The sequence below is a fragment of the Pantoea sp. CTOTU46764 genome (genome assembly GCF_031974595.1).
GTDB lineage: Bacteria > Pseudomonadota > Gammaproteobacteria > Enterobacterales > Enterobacteriaceae > Pantoea > Pantoea trifolii.
Map to the genome: position 1 here is coordinate 26,348 of NZ_DALYOQ010000010.1, position 12,796 is coordinate 39,143.

The window sequence follows — 12,796 nt, forward strand, 5'->3', positions numbered from 1 at the left end:
TCAACTCTCCGGAGTTTCAGCCTGATGCTTGCTCAACCAGTTTGCAAGTTGGCAATATTGCGCCACAGAGACGTTCTCTGCACGCAGCGAGGCATCGATTTCTAATTGATCCAGCGCACCAGCCGCAAACATATGAGCCAGGCTGTTGCGCAGCGTTTTACGGCGTTTACCAAAGGCTTCAGTGGTAATGCGGCTCAGCAGACGAATATCGCTAACCGGATGCTGCGGTTGCATATACGGCACTAAACGCACCACGGCCGACTCCACTTTCGGTGCCGGCGTGAACGATTCTGGTGGCACTTCGAGCACAGGAATCACCTGGCAATAGTACTGCGCCATCACGCTCAAACGACCATAAGCTTTGCTGCCCGGACCGGCGACTAAACGATTCACCACTTCTTTCTGCAGCATGAAGTGCATATCTTTAATCGAACCAGTATAGCTGAAAAGGTGGAACATCAGCGGCGTCGAGATGTTGTACGGCAGGTTGCCGAACACGCGCAGCGGCTGGCCTTTCTCTTGCGCCAGCGCAGAGAAATCAAAGGTCATCGCATCCTGCTGGAAAATGGTCAGCTTCGGACCGAGGAACGGGTGCGTTTGCAGACGCGCGGCAAGGTCGCGGTCCAGCTCGACTACGGTCAGCTCATCCAGACGTTCGCCTACCGGCTCAGTTAATGCGCCAAGGCCGGGGCCGATTTCCACGATAGCTTCACCTTTTTGCGGGTGAATGGCGGAGACAATGCTATCGATAATGTACTGATCGTTCAGGAAGTTCTGCCCGAAACGTTTACGGGCGTAATGCCCCTGATGGACGCGATTATTCATTACTGCTCTTGATCATAGTGATGGCGAGATTAAGCGCCGTGATAAAGCTGCCCGGTTCTGCCTGGCCGAGACCGGCTAATTCAAGCGCGGTGCCGTGATCGACAGAAGTCCGGATAAAGGGCAGGCCAAGTGTGATATTCACCGCGCGGCCAAACCCCTGAAATTTTAGCACCGGTAAGCCCTGGTCGTGATACATCGCCAGAACCGCATCGGCATGTTGCAGGTATTTCGGCTGGAACAGCGTATCGGCTGGCAGAGGTCCGGTGAGCTGGATGCCTTGCTGGCGCAGTTCGTTGAGAGCCGGAATGATGGTATCAATCTCTTCGCGGCCCATATGGCCGCTTTCGCCGGCATGCGGATTGAGGCCGCAGACGAAGATATGGGGATTGGGTAAACCAAATTTCTGCTGCAGATCACGATGTAAAATGGTGATAACTTCATGCAGCGTGTCGCGGGTAATCGCGGCAGAAACATCTTTCAGCGGCAGATGCGTGGTGGCCAATGCTACGCGCAACTCTTCCGTTGCCAGCATCATCACTACTAAATCGCCACCGGCGCGATCGGCAAAAAACTCAGTATGACCGGTAAACGGAATGCCGGCATCATTGATCACGCCTTTGTGCACCGGACCGGTAATCAGCGCGGCAAATTCGCCGTTCAGACAGCCGTCACAGGCGCGCGCCAGCGTTTCCAGTACATAGTGGCTGTTCGCAACGTTGAGTTCACCGGCAGTCACCGGTTTAGCGGTATCGACCTGCAGCAGCGTTAGCGTGCCGGCCTGCTGCGGTTGTGCTACTGCAGGTTGATAATCACGCAGCGTCAGCGGCAAACCCAATAAAGCAGCGCGACGGCGCAAAAGCTCGCCGTCGCCGCAGACCACCAATTCAACTGGCCAGTTTTGCTGCGCCAGTTGAACGGTGAGGTCGGGACCAATCCCGGCGGGTTCGCCGGGCGTGATCACCACACGATAATTACTGACCATTGTTATCGAGAATCTTCACGTAAGCACTGGCGCGCTGTTCCTGCATCCAGGTTTGCGCTTCTTCCGCGAATTTACGATTAAACAGCATGCGATAGGCGCGCTCTTTCTGCGCGGCATCGGTCTTATCAACCTGGCGCGTATCCATCAACTGAATCAAGTGCCAGCCAAAGGAAGAGTGAACCGGCTGGCTAACCTGGCCTTTCTGCAGTTTCAGCAAGGCATCGCGGAATGCGGGATCGTAAATCTCCGGAGATGCCCAGCCAAGATCGCCACCCTGGTTCGCCGAACCCGGATCGTCTGAGAACTCTTTGGCCGCTGCGGCGAAAGTGGTTTTACCACTTTTAATGTCGGCCGCGATCTGTTCGATCTTCGCCTGCGCCTGCGCGTCAGTCAGGATCGGTGACGGCTTCAGCAGAATGTGACGCGCATGCACTTCCGTTACAGAGATGCTTTTGCTTTCGCCGCGCAGGTCGTTCACCTTCAGGATATGGAAGCCGACACCTGAACGGATTGGACCAACGATATCGCCTTTCTTCGCGGTGCTCAGCGCCTGCGAGAACAGTGTTGGCAGCTCTTCGATTTTGCCCCAACCCATGTTGCCGCCTTTCAGCGCCTGAGGATCGGCTGAGTAAGTCACTGCCAGCTTGCCGAAGTCGGCGCCGCCTTTCAGCTGACCAACCAGTTGGCGAGCCAGCGTTTCCTGGTCGTCAACCTGCTGCTGCGTCGGGTTTTCTGACAGCGGCAGCAAAATCTGGCTGATATTCAGTTCAGTACCTTGCGTGTTCTGCGCGCCGACCTGCGAAGCCAACGTATCCACTTCCTGCGGCAGGATAGTGACGCGGCGACGCACTTCGTTGTTACGCACCTCGGCAATCGTCATCTCTTTACGGATCTGCGCACGGTAGACGTTGTAGTTCATACCGTCGTAGGCCAGACGGCTACGCAGTTGATCGAGACTCATGCGGTTTTGTGCGGCAATGTTCTGAATCGCCTGATCCAGTTGCTGATCGTTAATCTGCACGCCCGCTCTTTCACCCATTTGCAGAATGATGGCATCCATGACCTGGCGCTCAAGGATTTGATGACGCAAAGTTTTGTCATCCGGGAGTTGCTGGTTTGCCTGCTGCGCCTGTGATTTCACGGTGCGCATCATGTTATCAACGTCACTTTCCAGTACCACGCCGTTGTTCACGACGGCGGCAACTTTATCAACCACTTGTGGGGCTGCGAACGCAGTGTTAGCGGTAATCGCTACACCAAGAATCAGCATTCTCCAGTTCTTCATACTTTATCCATTGTTGTTTCCGCACTGCGGGAGAGCCTGTCAAACATCACAACATCAGAAAGCGCGCTGGTAAGGAATGATGCCCTGACGCAGCATTTCATTGGTGCCTAAGCCATAGTTAGAACTCAGACCACGCAGCTCAATGTTGAATGAGATTTGGTTGTCATACTTACTGTCGTTGTTTTCCCAACCGTTGATCTTGCGTTCGTAACCCAGACGAATGGCATAGCAGCAGGAGCTGTACTGCAGGCCGACCAGCTGTTCAGCCGGGCGACTGTTGCGAGTATCGTAGTAATAACCGCCCACCAGTGACCATGCGTCCGCAATTGGCCAGCTGGCAGTGCCGCCCACTTGTGAAATCCCGTTTTTGTAGATCGGGTTAGTCACCAGGCTTGAGTTGTTCAGCGCCTGCGCCACGTATTCCGGGCTGCTGTAGCGATAGCTCAGCTGCACCATACGATCGGCATCCTGACGATACTCAAGCACGGCATTACCTTGCGCGACGTTATCAAGGCGGGTGTCATACTGCAGACCGCCACGCGCCCCCCAGCGATCGCTGATTTTCCAGTAAGTGTCACCGGCCCAAACCAGGCTGCCAGTGTCATCTTCTTTGTTCGTCTGGTTTACACCGGTACGAGACGGGGTAAACGAGTAGATTTGACCCACAGAAACGTTAAAACGTTCAACCAGATCGTTATCATAAATACGCGTGGTCACGCCAGTCGCCACTTCGTTAGCCGAAGCAATACGATCCAGACCGCTGTAGGTACGATCGCGGAAAAGGCCGGTATAGTCAGTTTGCAGCAGCGTAGAGTCGTACGGATAGATATCGCTCTGATTACGGTACGGGACGTAAAGATACTGAACACGCGGTTCCAGCGTTTGCGTGTAGCCTGGTTCCCAATCCATCGCGCGGTCAAACACTAAACGACCATCCACTTTGAACTGTGGCAGCGTACGGTTAACCGAGTTTTTCAGCTGGTTATCGCCGGTAGTATTAATTGACGTGTTGTAGTACTCAACGTCGTCTTGTTGATAGTGCGTCGCCAGGAATTTTGCTTCGGTATCCAGGCTTGCCCAGCCGTTTGACAGCGGCAGATTCAGGGTTGGCTCAACATGCAGACGCGTGGTTTCAGGCATCTGGCTATTCACGTTGGTAAATTTCACCGCCTGCGCAAAGATACGACCATCAAACGGTCCCATATCGTTCTGATAGAAGTTCAGATCGAGCTGCGGCATCGCACGATAGACGTTGCTGTTACTGGTATTACCAAATACCTGGAAGTCTTTGGTCGACAGTGTCGCGTCCCAATTGGTATCCGCGTAGCCCAGGCTGAATTTCTGCGTGGCGTAACCGTCGGTTGAGCTGTAATACTTCGACTCAAGATCGTTGAAGTAATAAGGATCGCTTACCTTGGTGTAGTCAGCGTTGAAGCGCCAGTGCTGGTCGTATACACCAGAATGGCGCCAGTAGAACAGCCAGCGATCGGAGCTGTCGTTTTGTGCGATGCCACGTACCGCTTTATCGTTGTCGTACTGCTTATCTGACTGCAGATAATCCAACTCCATCAAGCCCGCACCAAACACCGTTAAATAGCGGAATTCGTTCTGCAACTGCAGACCACGCTTTTCCATATAGTGCGGCGTGATAGTGGCATCGGCCTGCGGCGCGATGTTCCAGTAATACGGCAGCATGAATTCGAAGCCATTATTACTGCCGTATTTCGCATTCGGGATCAGGAAGCCCGAGCGGCGACGATCGCCAATCGGTAACTGCAGATAAGGGCTGTAGAATACCGGCACATTGCCGAGCTTAAAGCGGGCGTTCCAGATCTCCGCGACTTCTTCTTCGCGGTCCTGAATCACTTCGGAGCCGACCACGCTCCAGCTGTTGGACCCCGGCAAACAGGAGGTAAAGCTGCCGTTTTCCAGAATCGTGTAGCGATTATTACCGCGCAGCTTCATCTGATCGGCATCGCCGCGGCCCTGGCGGCCAACCATCTGATAATCACCGTTCCACACGTTAGTGTCTTTGGTGTTCAGATTCGACCAGGCTTTCGGACCTTTGAGGATGACCTGATTGTCGTCATAGTGCACATTACCCAGCGCATCCACGGTACGAACCGGCGTGGTTTGGCCATCTTGCTGACGCTGATGCAACTGCATTTCGTCGGCGCGCAGGCGGCTGTTGCCCTGCTGCACGTCGACATTACCGGTGAACACCGCATCATTCGGATAGTTGCCTTTAGCCGAATCAGAATGGATGGTGACCGGCAGCGAGTTGGCGTCGCCATTGACCAGCGGGCGGTTGTAACTCGGCACGCCCAGCATGCACTGCGACATCAGATCGTCGGCGAGTGATGACTGGCTATAAAGCGCTGCACCAATCATGGTAGCCAGCAAGGTAGGTATACGTTTTTTCATACGCGGTTTCGATAATTCCATGAAAACTGGCATCATGCCGACAATCCGGTCAGAGACTAACTTACTGCCCGGCGTTGCGCCAGTGTTAATCCTTGTCTGTCCGCGTTGCCGTTAGGCGCTGAGATAAATGACAGGTATGATAATGCAATTTTCAGCCGCAAGCATGGCGAATTGAGGAGTTTATGCGCTACTGGGGAAAAGTAATTGGTCTGGCGCTCGGGATATTTTCCGGGGCAGGCTTTTGGGGCATTGTACTGGGTCTGATCATTGGTCACATGTTTGACAAAGTGCGCAGCGTAAAAGGACAGGGCTACTTCGCCAATAACCAAGCGCGCCAAACGCTGTTTTTCAGTACCACCTTCCAGGTAATGGGCCATTTGACCAAGTCAAAAGGGCGCGTCACCGAAGCGGATATCCAGATTGCTTCCTTATTTATGGATCGTATGCAGCTGCATGGCGATGCACGCACTGCTGCGCAACGTGCGTTCCGTGAAGGCAAGCAGAGCGACTATCCGCTGCGTAGTAAATTGCGCGAACTGCGCAGCGCCTGCTTTGGCCGATTTGATCTGATTCGGATGTTTCTGGAAATCCAAATCCAGGCCGCCTTTGCCGATGGTTCACTGCATCCCAACGAACGTCAGGTGTTGTATGTGATCGCCGAAGAGCTCGGCATTTCACGCGCGCAGTTCGATCAATTCCTGCGCATGATGGAAGGCGGTCAGCAATTTGGCGGCGGCGGTTCTTCACGTGGCGGCGCCTATCAGCAGGCGCAACGCGGTCCTACGCTGGAAGATGCCTGCAGCGTGCTGGGCGTGAAAAGCAGCGATGATGGCACCACCATCAAGCGCGCATACCGCAAGTTGATGAGCGAGCATCACCCTGACAAGCTGGTAGCGAAAGGTTTACCGCCGGAGATGATGGAGATGGCGAAGCAAAAAGCGCAGGAGATTCAGGCGGCTTACGATTTGATTCGTAAGGAGAAGGGGTTTAAGTAATTTTATTGTTGTCCCCCATCCCGGCCTTCCCCCGTAAACGGGGGAAGGAGATGCTGCCACATGTAGTTCCAACACTGATATATTGCAGCATCTTCCTCCCCCATTTATGGGGGAGGACCGAGGAGGGGGACGGCAAGCTACATCACTAAAATTCCGCCGGCTGCCTGAACGTCATGCTGTTGCCAAACGCCGGATGTGTGATCGTCAGCGACTCCGCATGCAGCTGCAAACGCGGCGCCATTGCCAGCGCCTGTTCATGCGCATAAAAGCGGTCGCCAAGAATCGGATGCCCCAGCGCCAGCAGATGCACGCGCAGCTGGTGTGAGCGTCCGGTAATGGGCTTGAGCTTGACGCGCGCACTGTTCGTCGCTTCATACTCCAGCACCTGATACTCGGTTTGCGCCGCTTTGCCGTTCTCAAAACACACCATCTGCTTAGGCCGATTCGGCCAGTCGCAAATCAGCGGCAGATCGATTAAACCCTCCTCTGCCGCTGGATGGCCCCACACGCGGGCCACATAGTATTTAGAGGGCTCGCGTTCACGGAACTGGCGCTTGAGCTCACGCTCAGCCGCTTTATTCAGGGCCACGACGATCACGCCGCTGGTGGCCATATCAAGACGATGCACCGATTCCGCCTGCGGGAAATCACGCTGGATACGCGTCATCACGCTATCCTTGTGCTCCTCCAGACGGCCCGGCACCGACAGCAACCCGCTCGGTTTATTCACCACCATAATGTGCTCGTCCTGATACAGAATATGCAGCCAGGGTTCGAGCGGCGGGTTGTAAGCTTCCATCAGCATGATGTCGCGGTCCTGAACATTATTGGTGCGTGACAACGATCAGGCGCAGCGCATCAAGACGCCAGCCGGCATCGCCCAGGCTTTCCAATACCTGTTCGCGATTGCTTTCCAGCGCTTCAACCTCATCATCACGGATGTTGGGGTTAACCGCGCGCAGCGCTTCGAGACGTGACAGCTCAGCGCCGAGCTTCTCTTCGGCTTCCACTTTCGCTGCCGCGATAATCGCCTGCGCTTCCGGCACGATCGCTTTCTCCGCCTGGGTCAGAATCTCATGCACATCTTGCTGCACTGCATTCACCAGCTTGCTGCCGGTATGGCGATTCACCGCATTCAGCTGACGGTTAAAGCTTTCGAACTCCACTTTGCCCGCCAGATTATTGCCCGCACGATCCATCAGCAAACGCACCGGCGTTGGCGGCAGGAAGCGGGTAAGCTGCAGGCTTTTCGGCGCTTGTGCTTCAACCACATAGATCATCTCGACCAGCAGCGTACCGACCGGCAGCGCCTTGTTCTTCAGCAGCGACAGCGCACAGCTGCCAGTATCGCCCGAAAGAATCAGGTCAAGACCGTTGAGAATCAGCGGATGTTCCCAGGTAATAAACTGAGTATCTTCGCGCGACAGCGCCTGGTTGCGGTTAAAGGTCACGGTGCAACCCTCTTCCGGCAGGCCAGGGAAATCAGGCACCAGCATGTGATCGGATGGCGTCAGCACGATCAGGCTATCGCTGCGGTCTTCCTGATTGATACCGACGATATCGAACAGGTTCAGCGCGAAGTTAACCAGATCGGTATTGTTGTCCTGCTCGCCGATGGCATTCGCCAGTTCCTGAGCCGCATCTCCGCCGTTGGAGTTCAGTTCCAGCAGGCGATCGCGGCCCTGTTCCAGCTGCGATTTCAGCGCATCGTGCTGCTTGCGGCTTTCGCTGACGAACTCATCGAGTCCCTGCGGATTTTCCGGCGCGGCAAGATATTCAATCAGCTGATTGTACTCTTTGTCATAAATGGCGCGGCCGGTTGGGCAGGTGTGTTCAAACGCATCCAGCCCTTCGTGATACCAACGCAGCAGCACCGCCTGCGCGGTTTTCTCCAGCCACGGCACCAGAATCTGGATGTCATGCATCTGGCCGATACGATCGAGACGACCGATACGCTGCTCCAGCAGATCCGGATTGAACGGTAGATCGAACATCACCAAACGGCTGGCAAACTGGAAGTTACGGCCTTCAGAACCGATTTCGGAACACAGTAACACCTGCGCGCCATCCTCTTCGGAGGCGAAGAAGGCCGCTGCGCGGTCGCGTTCGATAATCGACAAACCTTCGTGGAACACGGCGGCGCGGATGCCTTCGCGCTCACGTAAGACCTGTTCCAGCTGCAGCGCGGTCGCCGCTTTGGCGCAGATCACCAGCACCTTCTCTTTGCGGTTGCTGGTGAGGTAACCCATCAGCCACTCAACGCGCGGATCGAAGTTCCACCACGTGCCGCTATCGCCTTCAAATTCCTGATAAATCTGCTCGGGATACAGCATGTCACGCGCGCGCTCTTCTGCGCTTTTGCGTGTGCCCATGATGCCGGAGACTTTAATCGCGGTTTGATACTGCGCGGGCAGCGGCAGACGAATCTGGTGCAGCTCACGTTTCGGGAAGCCTTTCACACCGTTACGGGTATTACGGAACAGTACGCGGCTGGTGCCGTGGCGATCCATCAGCATTGAGACCAGCTCTTTACGCGCGTCTTCTTTGCCATCGCGATCGCTGTTCGCCACCTGCAGCAGCGGCTCGATATCCTGTTCACCGATCAGATCGTTAATCAGGTTCATCTCATCTTTGCTGATGGCGTGATCGGCCAGCAGCGAGCTCACCGCATCGGCCACCGGACGATAATGTTGCTGCTCTTCGACAAACTGGCCGAAATCGTGGAAACGGTTCGGGTCAAGCAGGCGCAGACGCGCAAAGTGGCTCTCTAAGCCCAGTTGCTCTGGCGTTGCAGTCAGCAGCAGTACGCCCGCAGTTTTCTCTGCCAGCTGCTCGATAACCTGATATTCTCGGCTCGGTGCGTCTTCGCTCCATGCCAGATGGTGCGCTTCATCGACCACCAGCAGATCCCACTCGGCATCGGCCAGCAGTTCAAGACGCTGCTTGTTACGGCGCACAAAATCGAGCGAACAGATAATCAGCTGCTCGGTTTCAAAGGCGTTGTCGCTGTCGTGCTGCGCTTCGGTGTAGCGATCGTCATCAAACAGCGCAAAGCGCAGGTTGAAGCGACGCAGCATTTCCACCAGCCACTGATGTTGCAGCGTTTCCGGCACCACAATCAGCACGCGCTCGGCACGACCGGCCAACAGCTGTTGCTGGATGATCATCCCGGCTTCAATGGTTTTACCCAAGCCCACCTCATCCGCCAGCAATACGCGCGGCGCGTGACGACGGCCAACATCGTGGGCGATATGCAGCTGATGCGGAATCAGGTTGGTGCGCATACCGCGCAGGCCGCTGATCGGCAGGCGGTATTGCTCGCTGTGATATTTACGTGCGCGGAAACGCAGCGCAAAGCGGTCCATGCGGTCGAGCTGACCGGCGAACAGGCGATCCTGCGGCTTGCTGAACACCAGCTTGCTGTCCAGCATCACTTCGCGCATGACGACGCCGGTTTCTTCGGTGTCGAGACGCGTGCCGATGTAAGTCATTAAATCGTTTTCGTTGCGGACTTCATCGACGCACATCTGCCAGCCTTCGTAGCTGGTGATGGTGTCACCCGGATTGAAAATCACACGAGTAACCGGAGAATCATTTCGGGCATACAGGCGGTTTTCGCCGGTTGCCGGAAAAAGCATGGTGATCATGCGCGTATCGATCGCGACCACCGTGCCCAATCCCAGTTCACTTTCCGTATCACTAATCCAGCGCTGACCCAGTGTAAAAACCATATATTTTTTGCTCGACTCTCTGACATGCCATAAAGAAGTTCACCTGTACTCAGGCAATACCCAACCGCCAAACGGGTGTTTGGTCAGATTGTGTGTGCGGTGAGAATCAGGAAGGGCGCTATGGTACTGGATGGCAAGGCATTCGTCACCTGTCAAAAAAGCCCCAGCTGCCCAGTAATCAGTGTAGCAAAGTCATCACCGACGAACGGTAAAATGCCGTCAGCCACCGGTTGCAGCTGTTTGGTGACGTAATGATCGTAGTCGAGAGGCGTATTCCGCGCCTCAAGCGGTTCAGGGCCGGCTGTTGCCATTACATAGCGAATAGAGCCGCCATTTTGATACTGCAACGGGCGCTGCAGCTTACGGTTATGCTCGTCGGCGAGGCGAGCAGCGCGCACGTGTGGCGGCACATTACGCTCGTAATCTTTCAGCGCACGGCGCAGGCGTTTTTTATACACCAGCTGATCGTCGAGTTCACCGGCCAGCAGCTGCGCCACCGTTTCGCGAATGTAATCCTGCCACGGCTCGCCACGGAAAATGCGGCCGTAGAGATTTTGCTGGAACTGCTGCGCCAGCGGCGTCCAGTCGGTGCGCACCGATTCGAGGCCTTTAAATACCAGCCGCTCGCCGCTATCGCTGCGAATCATGCCGGCATAACGCTTTTTACTGCCCTGTTCGGCGCCGCGAATGGTCGGCATCAGAAAACGGCTGAAGTGGGTTTCATACTCCAGCTCCAGCGCGCTATCCAGCCCATAAGTCGATTGCAGGTGCTGCTGCCACCAGCCATTAACCTGTTCAGCCAAGTGACGACCAATCGCCGTCGCCTCCGCTTCACTGCGCGCGCCTTTCAGCCAGACGAAGGTGGAATCGGTATCGCCGTAAATCACATTAAAGCCTTCCGCTTCAATCAGTTCGCGCGTTTGTTGCATGATAGCGTGGCCGCGCAGGGTAATGGATGACGCGAGGCGCGGATCGAAGAAGCGACAGGCGCTGGTGCCGAGCACGCCATAAAAAGCATTCATGATGATTTTCAGCGCCTGCGACAGCGGTTTGTTGTTGTCGCGCTTGGCAGCTTCACGGCCTTGCCAAATCTGTTCCACAATCGCCGGTAAGCAGTGCGTTTGGCGGGAGAAGCGCGCGTTGCGGAAGCCAGGCACGGAATCGGCGTCATCCGGATGCGCCAGGCCTTCAACCAGCCCAACGGGATCGATGAGGAAGGTGCGAATAATTGAGGGATAGAGGCTTTTGTAATCCAGCACCAGCACCGAATCGTACAGGCCGGGCCGCGAATCCATCACGTAGCCGCCGGGGCTGGCTTCCGGCGCCACTTCGCCGAGATTCGGCGCCACGAAACCGGCGCGGTGCATACGCGGGATGTAGAGATGGCCGAAGGCCGCCACCGAACCGCCGTGACGATCCACCGCTAAACCGTTCACCGTGGCGCGTTCCAGCAGGAACGGCATGATGGCCGTGTGCTGGAAAATGCGCGTCACCAGCTCGCAATCTTTGAGGTTATATTTCGCCAGCGCCGGCTTATCGTTAGCAAAGCGCCAGTTGATCTCCTCCATGCGATCCCACGGATTGTCGATGGCTTTGCCTTCGCCCAGCAGCTGGCGCGACACCGCTTCCAGGCTGAAAGAGGGGAAATCCCAGAAGGCAGATTTGAGCGCGTCGATGCCATCAATAATCAAGCGGCCCGTTGCCTGTGCGAAGAACACGCCGGGTTTGAAGCCGTGCTCGCCCCACTCCAGCGCCTGCTTCTGACGTCCTAAACGCAGCGGAATGCCGTAGCGATCGGCGTGTTTCTGCAATACGCGCAAGTCGAACTGCACCACGTTCCAGCCGATAATCACATCTGGTTCATGCCGCTCAAACCATGCGTTGAGCTGCTCAAGCAGCTGCGGGCGGCTATCGACATAGATCAGCTCAAAATCGAGTGTGCTGGCATCGCCATTGGGCGGTCCAAGCATATATACCTGGCGCTGACCGCAGCCTTCCAGCCCGATGCAGTACAGCTCGCCGTGCTGGGTCGTTTCGATATCCAGCGATACCCATTGCAGCTGCGGACGGTAATCAGGATGCGGCTTCAGGCGCGCGTTGACAACGCTGTCGCCGCGCGTTTCACCGCTAAACCACACCGGCGCAGTGATAAAGCGCTCCATCAAATAGCGTTCGGGTGGACGAATATCCGCTTCATACACCGGAATACCGTTTTCACGCAGGCGCTTTTCCAGATTTTGCAGCTGGCGATTGCTGCGACAATAGAGGCCAAACACCGGGCGGCGGCGGAAATCCTTCAGCGCCAGCGTTTGCAGGCGTGTGTGTCGCTCATCGCGGATCAGCGCTTCGGTTTGCGTGCGAAACTCCTCTGGAACAAACGCCACGGATTCCTGAGCAGGCAGCACCAGCCGCTGCGGGCCGCTGTCGGTTGCCAGCCATAGCACCACTTCGCTGCCGGTCGGCGTATCTCGCCAATGTCGGGTAAGCAGAAAACCTGCGCGTGGATCGGTCACGTGAACTCCAGAGAATGAATTGCATGAAGTATAACATGGAT

The 12,796-nt window shown here is 55.8% G+C and carries 8 protein-coding genes; 1 reads left to right on the forward strand and 7 read right to left on the reverse strand.

All coding sequences use genetic code 11. From position 1 onward, the window contains the following. From rsmA to lptD, 4 genes are read right to left on the reverse strand one after another with little or no spacing between them, the layout of a single operon-like run. Entirely contained in the window at window positions 1–825 is an 825-nt protein-coding gene (gene rsmA / locus RTM06_RS05770; protein ID WP_061718142.1) for a 16S rRNA (adenine(1518)-N(6)/adenine(1519)-N(6))-dimethyltransferase RsmA, read from the reverse strand. After that, entirely contained in the window at window positions 818–1,807 is a 990-nt protein-coding gene (pdxA, locus tag RTM06_RS05775) for a 4-hydroxythreonine-4-phosphate dehydrogenase PdxA (protein WP_256695578.1), read from the reverse strand. Before pdxA ends, rsmA begins: the two co-directional genes overlap by 8 nt. After that, window positions 1,797–3,092 (reverse strand): peptidylprolyl isomerase SurA, encoded by a 1,296-nt coding sequence (gene surA, locus RTM06_RS05780; protein WP_312180611.1) that lies wholly within the window; start codon window positions 3,090–3,092, stop codon window positions 1,797–1,799. The genes pdxA and surA overlap by 11 nt, the downstream gene beginning before the upstream one ends. Before the next feature lie 54 nt (window positions 3,093–3,146). Continuing rightward, on the reverse strand, window positions 3,147–5,516 hold the full coding sequence (gene lptD, locus RTM06_RS05785) for an LPS assembly protein LptD (RefSeq protein ID WP_312180613.1): 2,370 nt from the start codon (window positions 5,514–5,516) through the stop codon (window positions 3,147–3,149). Between the two features lie 182 nt (window positions 5,517–5,698). Here lptD and djlA point away from each other — a divergent pair, with 182 nt between their 5' ends. Further along, window positions 5,699–6,511, forward strand: a complete 813-nt coding sequence (gene djlA / locus RTM06_RS05790) for a co-chaperone DjlA (protein ID WP_061718138.1) — start codon at window positions 5,699–5,701, stop codon at window positions 6,509–6,511. A 145-nt stretch (window positions 6,512–6,656) separates the two neighbouring features. Here djlA and rluA read toward each other — a convergent pair whose 3' ends face one another. The 3 genes from rluA to polB all read right to left on the reverse strand — a co-directional run bounded on the left by rluA (window position 6,657) and on the right by polB (window position 12,755). Beyond that, the gene (gene rluA, locus RTM06_RS05795) at window positions 6,657–7,316 is read right to left on the reverse strand and encodes a bifunctional tRNA pseudouridine(32) synthase/23S rRNA pseudouridine(746) synthase RluA (protein ID WP_312180615.1); all 660 of its coding nucleotides are present in this window, start codon (window positions 7,314–7,316) and stop codon (window positions 6,657–6,659) included. Between the two features lie 19 nt (window positions 7,317–7,335). Further along, a complete protein-coding gene (gene rapA, locus RTM06_RS05800) occupies window positions 7,336–10,242 on the reverse strand; it encodes an RNA polymerase-associated protein RapA (RefSeq protein WP_312180617.1) in 2,907 nt (968 codons plus the stop codon). A 152-nt stretch (window positions 10,243–10,394) separates the two neighbouring features. After that, window positions 10,395–12,755, reverse strand: coding sequence for a DNA polymerase II (gene polB, locus RTM06_RS05805; protein ID WP_312180619.1), 2,361 nt, complete (start codon window positions 12,753–12,755; stop codon window positions 10,395–10,397). Between the last annotated feature and the right edge of the window lie 41 nt (window positions 12,756–12,796).